The organism is Luteibacter sp. KNZ12-1A (genome assembly GCF_056755675.1).
In genome coordinates this window covers 19,675-37,501 of sequence record NZ_JBPGXU010000033.1, presented here as the reverse complement: position 1 = coordinate 37,501, position 17,827 = coordinate 19,675, and the positions used below count along the sequence as shown (strand labels likewise).

At 66.1% G+C, this 17,827-nt stretch carries 14 protein-coding genes; 2 read left to right on the top strand and 12 right to left on the bottom strand.

Going from position 1 to position 17,827, the window contains the following annotated elements:
• Positions 1-328 precede the first annotated feature (328 nt).
• Together ACR9ZJ_RS09245 and ACR9ZJ_RS09240 are read right to left on the bottom strand one after the other, a co-directional pair.
• The gene (locus tag ACR9ZJ_RS09245) at positions 329-1,426 is read right to left on the bottom strand and encodes an OmpA family protein (protein ID WP_306849990.1); all 1,098 of its coding nucleotides are present in this window, start codon (positions 1,424-1,426) and stop codon (positions 329-331) included.
• Positions 1,427-1,622: 196 nt separating this feature from the next.
• Positions 1,623-3,074: a bifunctional 2-methylcitrate dehydratase/aconitate hydratase gene (locus tag ACR9ZJ_RS09240; RefSeq protein ID WP_481279579.1), complete on the bottom strand. Its 1,452-nt coding sequence runs from the start codon at positions 3,072-3,074 to the stop codon at positions 1,623-1,625.
• Between the two features lie 293 nt (positions 3,075-3,367).
• Between ACR9ZJ_RS09240 and ACR9ZJ_RS09235 the strand changes: the two genes are divergently transcribed.
• Positions 3,368-4,048 carry a TerC family protein gene (locus tag ACR9ZJ_RS09235; protein ID WP_481279578.1) on the top strand — a complete coding sequence of 227 codons (681 nt, stop codon included), beginning with the start codon at positions 3,368-3,370 and terminating at the stop codon, positions 4,046-4,048.
• 229 nt (positions 4,049-4,277) lie between these two features.
• On the opposite strand, the gene ACR9ZJ_RS09230 is transcribed toward ACR9ZJ_RS09235, so the two are convergent.
• The 6 genes from ACR9ZJ_RS09230 to ACR9ZJ_RS09205 all read right to left on the bottom strand — a co-directional run bounded on the left by ACR9ZJ_RS09230 (position 4,278) and on the right by ACR9ZJ_RS09205 (position 9,315).
• Positions 4,278-5,132: a hypothetical protein gene (locus tag ACR9ZJ_RS09230; protein ID WP_481279577.1), complete on the bottom strand. Its 855-nt coding sequence runs from the start codon at positions 5,130-5,132 to the stop codon at positions 4,278-4,280.
• A 135-nt stretch (positions 5,133-5,267) separates the two neighbouring features.
• A complete protein-coding gene (locus ACR9ZJ_RS09225; RefSeq protein WP_481279576.1) occupies positions 5,268-6,659 on the bottom strand; it encodes an acetate kinase in 1,392 nt (463 codons plus the stop codon).
• A 3-nt stretch (positions 6,660-6,662) separates the two neighbouring features.
• The gene (locus ACR9ZJ_RS09220; RefSeq protein WP_481279575.1) at positions 6,663-7,256 is read right to left on the bottom strand and encodes a hypothetical protein; all 594 of its coding nucleotides are present in this window, start codon (positions 7,254-7,256) and stop codon (positions 6,663-6,665) included.
• Entirely contained in the window at positions 7,253-7,936 is a 684-nt protein-coding gene (locus ACR9ZJ_RS09215; protein WP_481279574.1) for a C39 family peptidase, read from the bottom strand. Before ACR9ZJ_RS09215 ends, ACR9ZJ_RS09220 begins: the two co-directional genes overlap by 4 nt.
• Complete coding sequence (locus tag ACR9ZJ_RS09210) at positions 7,933-8,298, bottom strand: hypothetical protein (RefSeq protein ID WP_481279573.1); 366 nt, start codon at positions 8,296-8,298, stop codon at positions 7,933-7,935. Before ACR9ZJ_RS09210 ends, ACR9ZJ_RS09215 begins: the two co-directional genes overlap by 4 nt.
• A 90-nt stretch (positions 8,299-8,388) precedes the next feature.
• On the bottom strand, positions 8,389-9,315 hold the full coding sequence (locus ACR9ZJ_RS09205; RefSeq protein WP_481287602.1) for a hypothetical protein: 927 nt from the start codon (positions 9,313-9,315) through the stop codon (positions 8,389-8,391).
• Positions 9,316-9,611: 296 nt separating this feature from the next.
• Between ACR9ZJ_RS09205 and ACR9ZJ_RS09200 the strand changes: the two genes are divergently transcribed.
• Positions 9,612-11,630 carry an oxidoreductase gene (locus tag ACR9ZJ_RS09200; protein ID WP_481287601.1) on the top strand — a complete coding sequence of 673 codons (2,019 nt, stop codon included), beginning with the start codon at positions 9,612-9,614 and terminating at the stop codon, positions 11,628-11,630.
• A gap of 87 nt (positions 11,631-11,717) precedes the next feature.
• Here ACR9ZJ_RS09200 and prpC read toward each other — a convergent pair whose 3' ends face one another.
• The 4 genes from prpC to ACR9ZJ_RS09180 all read right to left on the bottom strand — a co-directional run bounded on the left by prpC (position 11,718) and on the right by ACR9ZJ_RS09180 (position 17,782).
• Positions 11,718-12,866, bottom strand: a complete 1,149-nt coding sequence (gene prpC / locus ACR9ZJ_RS09195; RefSeq protein WP_371023330.1) for a bifunctional 2-methylcitrate synthase/citrate synthase — start codon at positions 12,864-12,866, stop codon at positions 11,718-11,720.
• 11 nt (positions 12,867-12,877) lie between these two features.
• Positions 12,878-13,765: a methylisocitrate lyase gene (gene prpB / locus ACR9ZJ_RS09190; protein ID WP_429199404.1), complete on the bottom strand. Its 888-nt coding sequence runs from the start codon at positions 13,763-13,765 to the stop codon at positions 12,878-12,880.
• A gap of 255 nt (positions 13,766-14,020) precedes the next feature.
• Positions 14,021-15,925 carry a propionate--CoA ligase gene (gene prpE / locus ACR9ZJ_RS09185; RefSeq protein WP_481287600.1) on the bottom strand — a complete coding sequence of 635 codons (1,905 nt, stop codon included), beginning with the start codon at positions 15,923-15,925 and terminating at the stop codon, positions 14,021-14,023.
• A 261-nt stretch (positions 15,926-16,186) separates the two neighbouring features.
• A complete protein-coding gene (locus tag ACR9ZJ_RS09180) occupies positions 16,187-17,782 on the bottom strand; it encodes an alpha/beta hydrolase (RefSeq protein ID WP_481287599.1) in 1,596 nt (531 codons plus the stop codon).
• Positions 17,783-17,827 lie beyond the last annotated feature (45 nt).

The window sequence follows — 17,827 nt, the reverse complement described above, 5'->3', positions numbered from 1 at the left end:
GCCGGCCAGGGATGGCCGGCCGTTTCCGCTGAGCCAGGAGGGCGAATCGGAAACCCCCGCCCGACCGTCCGAGCCCGAAGGGGCGCAGCCATCAAACACGGCCGCGCAGCGGCATCCCTTCCCAAGGGACGGCGACTACCGTCGCGCCGAGAGTGGCGCCCGGCAGCTCCCCCGCCACGCAACGAACGCGAGGGCGAAGCCGAGCCGTACATGCAACCAGCCCACTGCCGCGGGATCGCCGACAAGGTCGGCTCCCACCGGGAGCACAAAAAAAGAGCCCGGCTTTCGCCGGGCTCCTTTCTTACAGCTACTACCGATCTTGCAAGGATTACTGCTGAACCTGCAGTTCCGTGCGACGGTTGCGAGCGCGGCCTTCGGCCGTGTCGTTCGTGTCGATCGGGTTGTTCTCGCCGTGGCCGATCGGGCCTTCCAGACGATCCGCACCGATGCCGTGCGAGGTCAGGTAGTCGAACACGATCTTCGCGCGACGCTCGGACAGGCCCTGGTTGTACGCGTCCTTACCGACGCTATCCGTGTAACCGGCAACCGTGACCTTGACCTGCGGGTAACGCTGCAGGGTGTCGACAGCCTGGTCGAGGACGCCCAGCGATTCGCTGGTCGGCTCCTGCAGGGTCGGACCGATGTTCGTCTCGCCCTTCTTCGGACGGTCGAACTTGAAGTTGACGCCGCGCAGGTCGATGACGACCTTCTGCGGGCAACCATCCGGACCGACGATCGTGCCAGCCGGGGTGGCCGGGCACTTGTCGTCGCAATCGTTCACACCGTCGCCATCGCTGTCGAGGGTCGAGCAGTCCGGAGCAGCCGGAGCCGGTGCGGCGGCGGGAGCCGGGGCAGCCGGCGGCTCGCCGAAGCGCGAGACGATCGAGAAGCCGAGGAACCAGTCACCGTAGCCGTTCTCGCTGTCGGTGGTCTTGTCGTCCCAGTCGTAGCGATAGCCGGCTTCCACGCGGAAGTCGGAGCTGTCGGTGATGGTCTTGGACACGCCGACGCCGAGTTCGGCGGCCGGGGACCAGCCATTGTCCGACGGGTTGTGGTGGTACGAGCCCATCACGCCGGCCAGCAGGTACGGACGCCAGCTGTCCCACGCACCAGCGTAGAAGCGGGCGGCAACGCCGTAGCTGTTGTTCGACCAATGGCCAACGCCATCGTTATCGCGCTTGGTGCGATCGGCGAAGATGTCGATCGACGCGTTGTTCGAGATGAACTTGCCGAAACCCAGGCCGTAGTAAACCTGGCGGCTGTTGGTGTTGCGATCGGTGTCGTTGTAGTAACCGCCAACCGTCGGGGCGATGTACCAGCGGCCGTCATAGCCGTTACCCGCCGTGTCGGCGGATTCCTGCGCGTGAACGGCACCCACGCCGCCCAGGGCCAAGCCGATCAGCAAAAACAAGCCCTTACGTTTCATCGGTGTCTCCTCATTATTGGTATTCGCGTCCGCGCTCCACCCCAGACGGAAATCGCGCGTAGAACTCTTGTCGAATCCGGGGACTTCGGCCGTCCCTCGCTTTCATACCCCTTCAACGGGCGGCGGCAGTTTAGCAAAAATCAAACAATTGAGCACCTGCTAAAAACCGCCGTTCATACTTGAGTCACAGCCATTATCAAGCCGTGAAGAGCGTCATGAACTCGTGAATGGGCATGGCATCGAGTTTTTCCGGCGAGGAAGTGACCGCGAGGATGCGCTCGACCCGCTCTGCCGGCAGCTCCGCACGCAGGGCGGCCTCGAACTTCTTCAACAGCACGGGAATGCCCTCGGCACGACGCTTGCGGTGGCCGATCGGGAAATCGATCGAGACTTTCTCGGTGGACGAGCCGTCCCTGAAGAACACCTGGACCGAATTGCCGATATAGCGCTTTTCCGGATCGAAGTAATCCTTGGTGAATTGCGGATTCTCCACCACGGTCATTTTGTCGCGCAGTGCGTCGATACGGGGGTCCGCGGCGACGGCGTCGTTGTAATCATCCGCCGTGAGACGGCCAAAGATGAGTGGCACGGCCACCATGTACTGGATGCAATGGTCGCGGTCGGCGTAGTTCGCCAGGGGGCCGGTCTTGTCGATGATCCGGCAGCCCGCCTCCTGGGTCTCGATCACCACCTTTTCCACCTCGTCCAGGCGGCCGGCCACCTGGGCGTGCAGCGCCATGGCGCACTCGACGGCGGTCTGCGCGTGGAACTCGGCGGGGAAGCTGATCTTGAACAGCACGTTCTCCATCACGTAGCTGCCGAAGGGACGCTCGAACTCGAAGGCCTTGCCCTTGAAGGCCACGTCGTAGAAACCCCAGGTCTTCGCCGTCAGCGCGGAAGGGTAACCCACCACGTCGCGGTAAACGGCGTTGATCGCATGGGTCACCGCGCGACGGCAGGCGTCACCGGCGGCCCAGCTCTTGCGCGGGCCCGTGTTCGGCGCGTGGCGATAGGTGCGCAGGGCGCCGTTGTCGATCCAGCTGTGCGAGACCGCCGTGGTGATCCGTTCCTTGTCGCCGCCGAGCATGGCCGTGGCGACCGCGGTGGAAGCGAGGCGAACCAGGATCACGTGGTCCTGGCCAACGCGGTTGAAGCTGTTCCTGAGCGCGTAGCAGCCCTGGATTTCATGCGCCTTGATGGCATAGCCGAGCACGTCGCGCACGGTGAGGGGCTTGCCGCCCTCCTTCACCGCCTTGCGGGAAAGGTAGTCGGCCACCGACAGGATGGCGCCCAGATTGTCCGAGGGATGGCCCCATTCGGCGGCCAGCCACGTGTCGTTGAAATCGAGGTAGCGGATCTGGGTGCCGATGGCGAAAGCCGCCTGGACCGGGTCCAGTTCGTGCGAGGTGAACGGTACGCGCGTGCCACCGGGCAATTCGGCGCCCGGGACGACCGGGCCCAGGTGCTTGACGCAATCGGGGAACTTCATCGCGAGGGCCGAGCACGCCAGGGAGTCCAGGAGCATGTAGCGCGCGGTGTCGTAGGCCTCCTGCGAGTCGACCGTGTAGTCGGCCACGTAGTTGGCGATGTCCACCAGCGGCTGGTCCGGATCGGGACGCGTGGCGGAACGGATGTCGTGTGCGCTCATGGACTTCACTCGCGATGGGTTGGGAAAGCCGGCGATTTTAACCGGTGAGCCCCCATGCATGTCTTGCCGCGCTGCATCCCAACCGCCACAATGCGCCCCACTACAACCCAAAGGGGAGTAGTTCCGCGGGGGCGTCTGTCGCTCCCGTGCGCGACGATCGTCAGTACGGGCGCCCCACGCGCCCCGGTCGTCGCGGCGGCTTCGCGCCGGGAACGAGACTTTTGCGGTGACGGCGGGCGCGCGTACCCGTCGCTGCCGCATTGGTCCACACAGCGCGCGAAGGGTCTCACCGCATGGATTTCCTCACTCCCGAATTCTTTTCCGGCCTCGCCGCCATCATCCTGCTAGACCTCGTGCTGGCCGGCGACAACGCGATCGTGATCGCGCTGGCGGCGCGCAACCTGCCTCGCCACCTGCAGAAGAAAGCCGTCTTCTGGGGCACGTTCGGCGCCATCGCCTTGCGCATCGCCCTCACCTTCGCGGTGATCTGGCTGCTGAAGCTCCCGGGCCTGATGCTGGCGGGCGGCATCCTGCTGTTGCCCATCGCCTGGAAGCTGCTCAAGCACGAGGAGCACGACCCGAACATCACGCCAGCCTCCAGTTTCTGGGCCGCGATACGCACCATCGTCATCGCCGATGCCCTGATGGGCCTGGACAACGTGCTCGCGATCGCCGGCGCGGCCAAGGGCCACATGGGCCTGGTGGTGCTGGGCCTCGCCATCAGCGTGCCGCTGGTGGTCTGGGGTTCGACGCTCATCCTGAAGTTGATCGAGCGCTTCCCGGTCGTCGTCTATATCGGCGCCGGCGCCATCGCCTGGACCGCCGCACGAATGATCGCCCACGACCATCTGGTGGCGCCTTGGTTCGACGCCCGTCCCTGGGCGCCGTGGCTGCTCGACGTGATCCTGGTCGTGGGCATCTGCGGCGGCGGCTGGTTGTGGGCGCGCCGCGCGCAGCGGAAGGCGCTGGCCTGAGCGGATGCTGAAAATCGCCACGGGGCAAGGAGTGCCCTGGTGGGAAGCCGCCTAGGCGGCGATGGCGCTTGCCATGACCCGGCCCGCTGCCGCGGGATCGCCGACAAGGTCGGCTCCCACCACAAGCGACAGGGCCGGCTCCCACCACGAGAAAGAGGCCGCCGCGCGGCGGCCGCGGGATTCCCCCCGGCAAGGCGGCCGGCATCACGCCGGCTCGCCATCCGGATGGTCAGAAGCGGAAACGGACGTACGCGGCCGGTCCGTTGAGCTTCATGTCGAGATCGAGGTCGTAATTGCGCTTGTCCTGGTGCAGCTTGATCTTCGTATAGGCGTACTCCGCGCCAAAACCGACGTTCTGCCATGGGAACCATTCCACGCCGAGCGCCGCATCCCAGATGTGGCCATTGAGCGAACCGCCGTTCCGCTTCACCCCGGACGCGTTGAAATACATGCGCCATTGATCGTTGAACGCATGCCGCCAGCCCAGTTGCAGGTTGGGCGCCCACGCATTGGTGTCGCTGGCCGAGCCGTCCTGGAAGGTCTGACCGTTCACCGTGGCCGTGCCATAGATGCTCGCCTGCACCTTGTAGTACGCGGCGCCCAGGCCGACGCCGAACACGTCGTCGCCCGTACCGAACCACCACTTGTACGCGGCGCTGCCGAAGGTGAACTTGAGATCGCCCTTCACGCGCGCGCTCGCGGCGATGGGATTGCCGAGGAAGTTGATCTGCTCGGACAGCGTCTTGGAATGCGAGCGGTCGACCTCGTAATAGTCGAAGGAAAAGCCCTGGTGCTCGCCGATCAGGAAATCCAGGCGGACACGAGGCACGGTCTTGTGCTTCTTGAAGTCCAGGTCGTCCTCGAGGTTCACGTCGCCGCTGGTGTTGAAGATGCCCGTGTTCGCACCGATCGTCGTGTCGTTGTTGGTGTAGTAGCCACCCACCCATACACTGATGTTGTCCAGCGCCGGCGACTGCGACTTCTTGTTGCTGTCCTGCGCATGCGCAGTGGCACCCAGGATGGCTAGCGAAGCGATGGCCAGGCCCGCGGTGGCCTTGGCGTAACGATGTGGACGTGTGCGCATGTGGAACTCCCTGCAAAGTGTGTGTGTTCTAACCCCCCTGAAATCTTAACGATCCATGATGTGTGCGGCGCGTGCACGGGAACCCGAACGCGTTCGAAACGCGTTCAGGTGGGAATGAGTGAAACCCATGTGAACCTACAAGGTGATGGGGACGCGCACCGTGATCGTCGTGTCGGGTGTGTCGCCCGTCACACCTACGCCGAGCGTCACGTTCAACGTTTCCTTGTCGTTGAAGCGGTAGGAACCGCCCACCAACAGGGAGCCCAGCGTCACTCGCGCGGAACCCGGCAACGGATGGTCGTTTTGCGTGGTCCGCGCGACGAAGGCCTGGTCGTAGCCGATGCTGATCGATGCCTTCTCGTTCAACGACAGGCCCATGCCGATGCTGATATCGGCGATGTCGCCGGCCTTCACGTCACCCAGGAACTGCTTGCCGGCGAGAAGTACGTTACGGCTGACGTTCTTCCGCTCGAAATTATGCAGATAGCTAAGGTTGCCGAAGAACACCACCGGATCGGATGGATACAGCCAGGTAACGCCCAGCTGTGCCGAATAGAAGCCCGATCCCGTCGGGTTGCGCAGTGGCAGCCCCGTGCCGGTGAAGTTCTCCACGCAGCGCGTCACGCAGTCGCTGGTGACTTCGAAGGGGTCGCGGCCCGTTCGCGACTTGGCGCGGAACCAGCCGACGTAGTACGGCTTGTCCGCGCCGCCGTCGTTGATCTGGTAACGCAAGGTGGCCTCGATGTCGCCAAGACCCTTGCCGCTCGTGGTGAACAGGCGATCCTGTGCCGTACCGGTGAATATCTCGCGGCTGATCGTGTCCGTATGCGTGTCGACGTAGGGAATGCGTACTTCGACCTCCATGCGGTTGGTGAGGCCGTAGCGGAACGCCACCGCGCCTGTCTGGGTGGTGGTCTTCACCTGGCGCACGTCGACCAGGCCGATCAGGATGGCCGGAATCACCGTGTAACCGACCAGCGCGACACGATCGCTCGACGAGTAGCCGTACTGGTAGGAAGGTTCGACGATCAGCTTGCCCTTGGGCGTGAGCACGCCGGGCTGGTCGAAGATCGGAGCGACCTCGGGAGGGCGATCGTCCGTTTCCGGCCGTCGTCCCACCGGCTGCGTGGCGACCACCTGCCCGGACGTTGCCGCCGGGGGCGCGCCGGGCGGCGGCGCGCCCGGGACCTCCTGCCCCGGCGTGGCCTGCGCGCGCGGATCGGCGAGCGCGGCGGAGCCGCCGCGCGCCTCTTCCAGCGCATTGAGCCCGACCGCCTTGCGCAGGTCGTTGTAGTTCATTTCCTGCACGGCCAGCTCGCGCTTCATCTGCTCGAGTTCGGCGAGTTGCTCCGCCATGCGGCTGCGCATCGCATCTATGCGCCTTCCTTGCGCGTCGATCTTCTCGCGCAGGACCGGATCGATGGTGGCCTCTTGCGCCAGGCATGCGCCGATCCACATCGGAAGCACCGCGAATGCCAGGGCACCCGCGCACGTCTTTGCCTGCATCACCCTGCCATTGCGATACATGCGTCAATTCCCCCGGAACTTGATCACCGCGTCGTTGACCGACTCCGCCATGCGGATGTTTTCGAGCATCCGCGCACTGTTGACCGACGCGTCGATGGTGGTGGTGGCCGTGATGGCCTGGTTGTCGAGCGAGTTCTGCACGATGAGGCCTGGCAGCGCCGAATTCGGCAGCGCGGCCGAGACGGTCGCCAGGGTTGTCGCCGCACTGCCGGATGCCGCCGCCGGAACCGTGGCGGCCGGCGTGGAGGCTGCGCCCGTATCCTGCACCGGGGACGTCGGCACCGCGCCCGCCACGCCTCCGGCACCGTTGGTGACGACCGTGGTGCGCAAGGCATCCTGCAAGGCCGCCGCCTGGTCCCGGGTGATGTTCGCGATGTCCGGAACGGTGATGGTCGTGCGCATCGCTTCCATGCCGTTGATCAACACGGTGCGCTGCAGCGCGAAGGAAGCGCGAAGGTTGTCGCCGAAGTCGAAACCGCCGCGGATACGGTCCAACCGCACGTCGGATACGCTGCGGTTCGCGGGAAACTCGGCGGCGCAGACGGTGGCGCAGGCACCACCAAGGATGGCGGCGGTGATCAGTGTTCGGGTTTTCATATATCCCCCGGTCCGCGCTTGGGCATCACCAATGGCTCCAGCCCGTTGCGCTGTATGCCGTCTCCGATGGGTGCCGCGGGAGCGACCGCCCAGTCGCGTGGACTGTTGAAGATGGCGCGGTCGCGCTGGTTGTGGATGACGAAGACGACACCGTTGTTCCACATGGCGTCGAACCGCCGCTTGGACATGGCGCGTGTGCCACGGGCCGGATCGCCCACCAGCACGCGGCCGTTCTTGTAGCCCTTCACCACGACGAAGTGGTGATAGCCGCGCTCGTTGATGAGCACGATCGCGGGAACGCCTTCGTTGTCGAGCTTCTCCAGCGGCACCTCGAAGCCATCGGCCTCGAAACCGCGCGAGGCGAGGAACCGCTTGATATCCAGCAACGAGAATCCCTCCTTGCCGATCTTCGCGCGATCGCCGTGGGTGTACATCACGTCGAAGGCGGACTGCTCGTCGACCGGATAGCCATATTGATAGGTCAACAGCGTGGCGACGGCGGCGGAGCCGCAACTGAAGTCGTACTTCTGCCGGATCGTGTTGCGGAAGCGCGCCTCTTTCAGGCTCGTCATCCGCACCGGGTACGAGGTACCCGGGCTGGTCTGCACCTCCGCCTTCATCGCCGGCGCGGCGGGCGCCACGACGACGAGCAAGAGTGCGAGGGCACAGGCGGCCTTCATGGATTCATCCGCACGTTGACGATGGTGGAGTTCTGGATCAGCACGTTGTTGCCGGAGTTCTGGATCACCGTCGGCAAGCCGGCCGAGTTGTCGAACGCGCTACCCGAGACGACATTGCCGCCGCTGATGGTGTTCTTCGCCTCGGTGTCGCTCATCGTGCCGTTGAGCGTCTGCTGGTTGATGTTGTTCGTGGTCCCGCTGCCACCGGTCATGGCTTGCAGCTGTTCGACGGGAGTGGCCTTGCCGAACGCGGCCGGTGGCGGTTCATTGGCGGGAGGCGTGGCGAACGCGGTTCCGCCGACGCAAGCCAGGGCTACCAGGGCCCACGCCCGTCGCGCCCGATGTTCGTGTTGCTGCCGCATGGGTGTTCTCCTGAAGGTGCTGGTGCTTCCCTTCGGATGACCACGGAGCGCCGGAACGCTCCGTGGTTCCCTTTGCTACCGGTCCAGCCGTTACGGAGCCGAGCCCACGCTGAGGTTGGCCTGGACATTCACGCCCTGCTGGATCAACGACGCCGCGCCGCTGTTCTGCGCGAAGTTGGAGATGCCGGCGGCCGCCGCGCCCGCGCTGCCCATGTTGTTGGACATGTCGAATGCACCCGCGTCGGCATAGGCCGTGCCACCCGCGCCACCGGCGCCACCGTCGGCACCCGCGCCTGCGCCACCCGTGCCCGACGCGCCCGCGCCACCGGCACCGCCTTCGCCGCCGGCCGCCATCGCCGTGCCACCGGCACCGCCTGTGCCGGTTCCGCCCGTGGCCGTTCCGGTCGCGTCGCCGGAGGTTCCCGCGCCGCCCGTACTGGCGCTTGCGCCACCGGTGCTGGCCGTGGAGCCGCCGGTCGCCGTGTCGGCACCCGCACCGCGCGCGTTGGCCCGGCCACCGTCGCCGTTGGCGTTAACGCCCTCGCCCGCGCCCTCGCCCCCCGCGGAGGCGGTCAACGCACCCGCGTCGCCACTCGACGCGGAGCCGTCGCCACCGACCGCGCCGCGCGCACGCGCGTTGCCGCCATCTCCGCCCGATCCGCCCGTGCCGCCGTAACCGACGGCGCCGTAGCCGTCGCCGCCACTGCCACCGCGTCCGCCATTGGCGTTACCGAGGTTGCGGGCGATATTGCCGATGCCGCTCACGCCCACGTTGCTGACGCTTCCGTTGAGCACGGTGTAAGAGATGGCATTGGTGGTGTTGAACGATCCGGACGTGGTGTCGGTCCGGCTGTGTGTCGAGCTGTCCGTATAGGTGGAGCTATCGGAATACTGCACGGCAATCGATCTGCGCTGCGCGCTGGCACCCGAGGATCCGGTCTGGGTGTCGTCGGCCATGGCCGGCAAGGCAAATCCGATGGCGAGGCAGATCGCCGTGGCAATAAGAGTCTTACGCATGGGAGAGTCTCCTGTGAGCGACGCGAAACCCCTGTTTTTTCGGGATGACCGGACGTCCTGCCAACGCACCGGGTGAAAGAACGGAGCAAATTGCGTGCCTTCGTCAATCCGCCTCGCAAGAACGTGCTGCCATGCGGATTTAGCGTTTTTCGCGGACCGGCCGTAGGGCCCCGCGTGTAAACGCGGCGATACACGCCGTAACGCCGCTGGGGCGCCTGGCCCACTGCTGCGCCCGCCCTTGCCGTCGGCGCCGGTTGCGACGATCATTCGAACGATCGTTTGAACCGGAGCCTCCCGTGGCCTATCCGCACCTGCTCGCCCCGCTCGACCTGGGTTTCACCACCTTGCGCAATCGCGTCCTCATGGGCTCGATGCATACGGGACTGGAAGACAAGGCGGCGGATTACGACAAGCTCGCCGCGTTCTTCGCCGAACGTGCGCGTGGCGGCGTGGGCCTGATCGTCACCGGTGGCATCGCGCCGAACATCCAGGGTTGGCTGAAGCCGATGTCGGGGACGATGTCGATGCCCTGGCATGTCGGCCGGCATCGCAAGGTCACCCGCGCGGTGCATGCCGAGGGCGGGAAGATCTGCATGCAGATCCTGCATGCGGGACGCTATGCCTACCAGCCGTTTTCCGTGGCACCGTCGCGGATCAAGTCGCCGATCACCCCCTTCACGCCGCGCGCGCTGTCCGCGCGAGGGGTGGAGCGCAGCATCGATGCCTTCGTGCGCAGCGCGAAGCTGGCGCGCGATGCCGGCTACGACGGCGTCGAGGTCATGGGTTCGGAAGGCTACCTGATCAACCAGTTCCTCACTCCGCGCACCAACAAGCGCACGGACCGCTGGGGTGGCCCGGCCGAAAACCGCATGCGTTTTCCCATCGAGATCGTGCGCCGCATGCGTGAGGCGCTGGGCGGGGATTTCATCATCGTCTACCGACTGTCCATGCTCGACCTGGTCGACGAATCGCAGTCCTGGACCGATATCGTCACGCTCGGCAAGGCCATCGAAGCAGCGGGCGCGACCATCATCAACACGGGTATCGGCTGGCACGAGGCGCGCATCCCCACCATCGTGACCAGCGTCCCGCGTGGCGCGTTCACCTGGGTGACGCGGCGCATGAAGGGCGAAGTGGGCATTCCGCTGGTGACCACCAACCGGATCAACATGCCGGACGTCGCCGAACGCATCCTGGCCAACGGCGATGCGGACATGGTCTCCATGGCGCGCCCTCTGCTGGCCGATCCCGAATGGGTGAACAAGGCGCGCGCGGCGCGGCCCGAGGCGATCAACACCTGCATCGCCTGCAACCAGGCGTGCCTCGACCATGTATTCGAGAACCGACGCGCGTCGTGCCTGGTGAATCCACGCGCGTGCCACGAGACCGAGCTGAAGATCCTGCCCGCCGCGACGAAGAAGCGCGTGGCTGTCGTCGGCGCGGGCCCTGCCGGCCTCGCCGCCGCGACCACGCTCGCGGAGCGCGGTCATGCGGTGACACTGTTCGATCGCGCCACGGTCATCGGCGGACAGTTCAACATGGCCAGGCGCATTCCCGGCAAGGAGGAATTCAGCGAGACGCTGCGCTACTTCGACCATCGTCTCGACGCCACCGGCGTGCAACGCCGGCTGGGCACGCCGGCGACCGTGGAGGTCCTCGCCGATGGCGGCTTCGATACCGTCATCCTCGCCACGGGCGTGCTGCCGCGTGCGCTGGATCTTCCCGGGGCCGACCACGGGAAAGTGCTGAGCTACCTCGACGTCCTGCATGCCGATGCGCCCGTAGGCAAGAAGGTGGCGATCATCGGCGCCGGCGGCATCGGTTTCGACGTGGCGGAGTTCCTCAGCGAAGCGGCGCCCTCCCCCACCACGGATATCGGCCGGTGGACGAAGGAATGGGGCGTCGACATGAGCATGGCGACACCGGGCGGCCTGATGCCCGCACAGCCGGAAAAGCCGGAGCGGCAGATCTGGCTGCTACAGCGAAGCGCCGGCCGCCCGGGCGGCCGGCTCAACAAGACGTCCGGCTGGGTGCATCGCGCCACGCTGAAGAACAAGCGGGTGCAGATGATCGGTGGCGTCGTCTACGAACGCATCGACGACGATGGGCTGCATGTCCTGATCGAGGGGCGGCCACGCGTGCTGGACGTGGACAACGTGATCGTCTGCGCGGGCCAGGAACCGAACCGCGACTTGCACGACGCGTTGGTCGCGCGCGGCGTCGACGTGCGCCTGGTCGGCGGCGCGGATGTCGCCGCCGAACTGGACGCGAAACGGGCGATCGACAAGGCCACCCGCCTGGCGGCGGCGTTGTAACTCTTGTGGGAGCCGGCTATGCCGGCGATTCCTGCGGAGCGGCATCTCCATCGCCGCTGAAGCGGCTCCCACCAGGTTCTTGGGGACTTAACGCTTCTCGATCGGCGTATACGCCAGGTCTTCCGGCCCCGTGTAGTTCGCGCTCGGACGGATGATCTTGCCGTCCTGTCGTTGCTCGATCACATGCGCGCTCCAGCCGGAGGTGCGCGCGATGACGAACAACGGCGTGAACATCGCCGTCGGCACGCCCATCATGTGATATGCCGAGGCCGAGTACCAATCGAGGTTCGGGAACATCTTCTTCAGTTCCCACATCAGCTTCTCGATCTTCTCCGATACCTCGAACAGGCGCGGATTGCCACCATCGGTGCAGAGCTTGCGCGCCACTTCCTTGATGATCTCGTTGCGCGGATCGGACACGGTATACACCGGGTGCCCGAAGCCGATGATGATCTCCTTGCGCTCGACGCGCGCGCGGATATCCGCTTCCGCCTCGGCCGCGTCGCGATAACGCGCGATGATTTCCATCGCCACTTCGTTGGCGCCGCCATGCTTGGGACCGCGCAACGCACCGATCGCGCCGGTGATCGCCGAGTAGATGTCCGATCCGGTGCCGGCGATGACACGCGCGGCGAACGTGCTGGCATTGAACTCATGCTCGGCGTAAAGGACCAGCGAACGGTCGAGTGCGTGCGAATGCAGGTCGCTCGGCTTGCGCCCGTGCAGCAGGTGCAGGAAGTGCGCCGCGATCGATTCGTCCTCGGTCTCGGTTTCGATCCGCTTGCCGTTATGGCTGAAGTGGTACCAGTACAGCAGCATCGAGCCGAAGCTGGCCATCAGGCGATCGGCGATGTCGCGCGCGCCGGTGAGGTTATGGTCGTCCTTCTCCGGCAGCACCGTGCCGAGCACCGAGGCGCCCGTGCGCATGACGTCCATCGGGTGCGTCGACGCGGGCAGGAGTTCGAGCGCGCTCTTGACCGGGGCCGGCAAGCCCCGCAGCCGCTTGAGCTTGGCGCGGTAGGCGTTCAACTCCATCCAGTTCGGCAGAACCCCGTGCACCAGCAGGTAGGCCACTTCCTCGAACGAGCCCTTCGCCGCGAGATCGTGGATGTCGTAGCCGCGGTAATGCAGGTCGTTGCCGCTGCGGCCGACCGTGCACAGCGCGGTGTTGCCGGCCGGCACGCCGGAGAGGGCGACCGATTTCTTCGCCTTGGGCTGGGTGGTGGTGTCGCTCATTGCGTAACTCCTTAACCCTTCTTGGAGAACAGTTCGTCGAGGTGACGTTCGTAAGCGTGGTAACCGATGCGGTCGTAGAGTTCCTCGCGCGTCTGCATCGTGTCGATGACGTTGCGCTGGTGACCGTCGCGGCGGATGGCGTTGTAGACGTTCTCGGCGGCCTTGTTCATGGCGCGGAACGCGGATAGCGGATAGAGCACGATGCCCACGCCGACGCTACCCAGCTCCTGCGTGCTGAACAGCGGCGTCTGGCCGAACTCGGTGATGTTGGCAAGGATGGGCACCTTCACCGCGTCGACGAAACGCTTGTACGTCGGCAGGTCGTAGGCAGCCTCGGCGAAGATCGCATCGGCACCGGCCTCGACGCAGGCGATGGCACGCTCGATGGCGGCATCGACGCCAAGCACGGCGATGGCATCTGTGCGGGCGATCAGGAAGAAGTCGGGATCCGTCCTGGCATCGGCGGCGGCCTTGACGCGATCGGCCATTTCCTCGGTGGTGACGATTTCCTTGCCCGGACGATGACCGCAGCGCTTCGCGCCGACCTGATCCTCGATATGGCAAGCGGCGGCGCCGAACTTGACCAGGCTTTTCACCGTGCGGGCGATATTGAAGGCACTGGGACCGAAGCCGGTATCGATGTCGACCATCAGCGGCAGGTCGCAGACATCCGTGATGCGGCGGACATCGGTGAGCACGTCGTCGAGCGTATTGATGCCCAGGTCCGGCAGGCCCAGCGAACCCGCGGCGACACCGCCTCCGGACAGGTAGATGGCACGGAACCCGGCACGCTTGGCCAGCAACGCATGATTGGCGTTGATCGCACCGATCACCTGCAGCGGCTGTTCGGCCGCGAGCGCGGCGCGGAAGCGGGCACCGGCCGAGGGTTGCTGTGCCATGGAACTCTCCGAAGCAAAGAGAGCCATTTTAGCGCACCGCCGCGACGAGGCCTTGCTGCGTCGCGGGAGAATGCCACTTCACGCGGGCACCGCTTCGCGGAGCCGCGTCCCTGTGGGGGGCCCCGGAGGCGGGGGGGGGGGGGTGGGGCGGCCGGGCCCCGGCCCCCGGGGGCCCCCCGGGCCCCCCGGGGGGGGGCCGGCGGCGGGGGGCCCGCGGTGCGCGGGCCCCCCACAGCGGGGCGGGGCACGGCCCTCTCAGGTCCGTCTTTGCCCGCAGTGCGGGCCGCGGGCAATGGCCTGGCGAATTTCCTCCAGGGCGCCCGGATCGTCCAGGGTGGACAAGTCGCCGGGGTCGGTGTCCTGCATCAGCGCCTGCAGGGCACGGCGCAGCAGCTTGCCCGAGCGGGTCTTTGGCAGTGCGCCCACCACGTAGACGCAGGCGGGACGCGCCACGCCCCCCAGCAACTCCACCACGCGCCGCTCCATCGCCTGCGCCACGTCGCGCGGATCGTCCGTGACGCCTTGCTTCAGCGTGGCGAAGACGGCGGGTACCTGCCCTTTCAGCTCGTCGGCGATACCGACCACCGCCACCTCGGCCACCGCGCCGAGCGTCGCCACCGATTCCTCGATCTCGCGCGTGCCCAGGCGATGCCCGGCCACGTTGATCACGTCGTCGGTACGTCCCAGGATGAAGAAGTAGCCATCGGCGTCGCGTACCGCCCAGTCCAGCGAGCTATACAGCAGTTCCTTGAAGTGGCCGAAGTAACTGCGCCGATAGCGCTCGTCGTCACGCCATATCGTCGTGAGGCAACCCGGCGGCAAGGGCGGCTCGATCACCAGCACGCCTTTTTCCCCTGCCGGTTTTTCCTCGCCGGTCGTCTCGTCGATCACGCGCATGCGATATCCGAACGTCGGAAAGCCGGGCGAACCCGGCTTCACCGGCTTGAGGTCCAGTCCCGGCATGAGGGACAAGGCCGGCCAGCCTGTTTCGGTCTGCCAGTAATTGTCCACCACGGTCTTGCCGGTACCGGTGGTGAGCCAGTCGTAGGTCGGCTGGTCGAGCGGCTCGCCCGCGAGGAAGATCCACTTCAGCGACGAGAGATCGTATTTCCCCAACCACGCCGCATCCTGCTTCTTCAGCACGCGGATGCCGGTGGGCGAGGAAAACATGGTGCGTGCCTTGTACTTCTCGCAAAGGCGCCACCAGATGCCGGGGTCGGGACCGGTGGGAAGCCCTTCGTACAGGATGGCGGTGCATCCACCGATGAGTGGGCCGTACACGTTGTACGAGTGCCCCACGGCCCAGCCGACGTCCGATGTGCACAGGATGGTCTGGCCCGGCTGCAGGTCGAAGATCGCCGTCATCGAAACAGCGAGCGCCACCGCATAGCCGCCCACATCGCGCTGTACACCCTTCGGCCTGCCCGTGGTACCCGAGGTGTAGAGCAGATAGCTCGGCTCGTTCGATTCCAGCCACTCGACGGGAACCCTCGCATCGAGGTGCTTCTCACGCAGCGGCGCGTGGTCGACGTCGCGGTCCGTCACCCATGCCATGTCGGGATCGAGTCCACGCCGGACGACGAGCACATGCGCCGGTGGCGCCTTCGCCTCGCGCAGCGCCGCGTCCACCAGGGGTTTGTACGGAATGATCTTGCCGCCGCGCATGCCCGCATCGGCGCAGACCAGCAGCTTCGGCTCCGCATCGTCGATGCGCAGGGCCAGGTTGTGCGCGGCGAAGCCGCCGAAGACGACGGAATGGATCGCGCCGATGCGTGCGCAGGCCAGCATGGCGAATACCGCCTCGGCGATGTTGGGCATGTAGATGACGACTCGGTCGCCCTTGCCCACGCCGAGTTCGACGAGGATGGCCGCGAAGGCGTTCACCTCGCGATGCAGTTCGCGGTAACTGATCTCTCGGGTGACGCCTGTTTCGGTGGACACCGCGACGATGGCGAGCTGGTCGCCGCGTGCATCGAGATGGCGATCCACCGCGTTATGGCAGAGGTTGGTGGTTCCACCGACGAACCAGCGGCGGAAAGGCGGGTTGGACTGGTCGAGGATGCGCCGCGGTGGCGTTTGCCAGTCGATCAACCGCGCCTGCTCGCCCCAGAACGCCTCCGGTTCATCGACCGAGCGTCGCCAGGATGCCTCGTAGTCCATGAATGCGCCTCCGGGATGGATTCGTCCTTGAGGGTAGGACAGTGGTTACCAGGGTGCCTCTGGACCTTGGTCGAAGAGCATCGCCGACAGGGTCGGCTCCCACCAGGCATCGCCGACAAAGCCGGCTCCCACCAGGGCATGCATGGCCCGTAGCTCAGGAGGGAAAGCATGCATGGCTTCCGGCTCTGGCGGGGGGCATGCATGACTTCCGGCCGTGGTGGGAGCCGACCCTGTCGGCGATTCGAGTCCGCGAGGCGTCCCCTACTTGCCCTGCCCCGGCCGCGCCACGCCGTACATCTCCCAGGCGATCTTCTTCAACAGCGCCTGCCGGTCGTCACCCTCGGTGTAGAGGTCGAAATGGGTCTTGTCGGGAAGGAAGCGGATATCGCTCTTCGCGTGCAGGCCGTCGAGGGTTTCCTTGAGCAATTTCGCAGCGCCGTCGAGGTAGAAGGTATCGGCCGTGCCGACGATGACGTGGATCTTGCCGTCGAGGTCCGGCTTCAACGCCGGCCACTGCGTGCGCAGGCGCTGGGCGATGTCGTAGTGGTCGCGCCAGTACGCCGCGACGGCGGGGTCCACAGCACCGGTGACGCGATTGAACAGCTGCTGGGGCCGGCCGTCCTTGCCACGTGGCGAGAACACCCATTCGAACGAGGCGAACTGGCCGCCGTAAGCGCCCAGTACGTCTTCCAGCTTGACGAAGGTTTCAAGGGAAGCGATGACCTTTCCCTTGTCGCGCACCAGCGGAATGGGCGTGCCGTCCGGCTTCTTGTAGGCGTTGCCATTCACGGCATAGATGTCGACGCCGGTGAAATCGCGGAAATCGCTGGCATCGGGCGAGGTCGACCAGGTGCCGCCGAACTCCTTGGGGTAACGCGTCTGCAACCACAGCGTCGCCCAGCCGCCGGACGAGTGTCCGGTGAGGAAGCGTCCGCCGGGCTTGCCGTCCATGCGGTAGCGCCCTTCGAGCCACGGGATGTATTCCGTGGTGAGTGCCTGGCCCCACGGCCCGTTGTTCACCGAGTCGGCGAACTCGTGCGTGCCGGTCGGGCCCGATTCGTCCAGCAGCACCCAGATCATCGGCGGCATCTCTTTTTTGGACATCGCCAGCCACAGGTAGGCGATCGTCCCCGCGTAACGGTCGAAGCCGCCCGTGAAACCATGGGTGAGGAAGACGGTGGGATAACGCGTCGTGCCCTTGGGATCGTAGCCGGGCGGCGTGACCACCCAGGCGCGGACCGACACGGGATGGCCCGCGAAGGCGGTCAGCAGCGGGCTTTGCAGTATCTCCGCGTGGGCATGCTGGCGCGCTTCCGGCAGGGCGTCGCGAACCGCCTGCGGCGCCATCGGCGGCAGGACCCAGGGATCCCGCGGCGGCACGGCCTTGCTCAGTTTCAGCACCGGCAGGCTGCCACCCGGCGTGAGCTTCACCGGCGTCACGTCGCTGATGAGGTCGCCGGCATGGCGGCCGCCGTAGTTGTAGTCGTTATCCACGTCGAGCACGGCCTGGAAGAAGTAATCCCCCGGCGGCAGCGTCGAGAACCCCGCCGGGAACGCCTCCCCGTCGGTGTCCAGGTCGATCGACTGGCCTGGTGCGATCCATGCCACCTCGCGAGCGGCCACGGACACGGCCTTGGGCTGGAACGGATTGGTATCGACAGCCTCGAGCTTGCCGTCCTTCGCCGCCGAGGCGGGCGCGGCGAACAGGATCAGGCGTCCCGAGGTGCCCTTGTCGCTGGCACCGTCGAGCGTGACGCGGACGATGCGGTGCGCCAATGGCACGTCGTCGGCATGGGCGGCAAAGCCCGCCGTGACAAGCGCCAGGGCAAGGATGGCGCGGGCGGATAGAGCTTTCATCGGACGACCCCTTCTCGAGCCGCGGGCGCGCGGCGTGGCAACATC

Bases quoted from the DNA above. Each gene is read 5' to 3' on its own strand.
- ACR9ZJ_RS09245 (WP_306849990.1), bottom strand. From the start codon at position 1,426: ATGAAACGTAAGGGCTTGTTTTTGCTGATCGGCTTGGCCCTGGGCGGC.
- ACR9ZJ_RS09240 (WP_481279579.1), bottom strand. From the start codon at position 3,074: ATGAGCGCACACGACATCCGTTCCGCCACGCGTCCCGATCCGGACCAG.
- ACR9ZJ_RS09235 (WP_481279578.1), top strand. From the start codon at position 3,368: ATGGATTTCCTCACTCCCGAATTCTTTTCCGGCCTCGCCGCCATCATC.
- ACR9ZJ_RS09230 (WP_481279577.1), bottom strand. From the start codon at position 5,132: ATGCGCACACGTCCACATCGTTACGCCAAGGCCACCGCGGGCCTGGCC.
- ACR9ZJ_RS09225 (WP_481279576.1), bottom strand. From the start codon at position 6,659: ATGTATCGCAATGGCAGGGTGATGCAGGCAAAGACGTGCGCGGGTGCC.
- ACR9ZJ_RS09220 (WP_481279575.1), bottom strand. From the start codon at position 7,256: ATGAAAACCCGAACACTGATCACCGCCGCCATCCTTGGTGGTGCCTGC.
- ACR9ZJ_RS09215 (WP_481279574.1), bottom strand. From the start codon at position 7,936: ATGAAGGCCGCCTGTGCCCTCGCACTCTTGCTCGTCGTCGTGGCGCCC.
- ACR9ZJ_RS09210 (WP_481279573.1), bottom strand. From the start codon at position 8,298: ATGCGGCAGCAACACGAACATCGGGCGCGACGGGCGTGGGCCCTGGTA.
- ACR9ZJ_RS09205 (WP_481287602.1), bottom strand. From the start codon at position 9,315: ATGCGTAAGACTCTTATTGCCACGGCGATCTGCCTCGCCATCGGATTT.
- prpC (WP_371023330.1), bottom strand. From the start codon at position 12,866: ATGAGCGACACCACCACCCAGCCCAAGGCGAAGAAATCGGTCGCCCTC.
- prpB (WP_429199404.1), bottom strand. From the start codon at position 13,765: ATGGCACAGCAACCCTCGGCCGGTGCCCGCTTCCGCGCCGCGCTCGCG.
- prpE (WP_481287600.1), bottom strand. From the start codon at position 15,925: ATGGACTACGAGGCATCCTGGCGACGCTCGGTCGATGAACCGGAGGCG.
- ACR9ZJ_RS09180 (WP_481287599.1), bottom strand. From the start codon at position 17,782: ATGAAAGCTCTATCCGCCCGCGCCATCCTTGCCCTGGCGCTTGTCACG.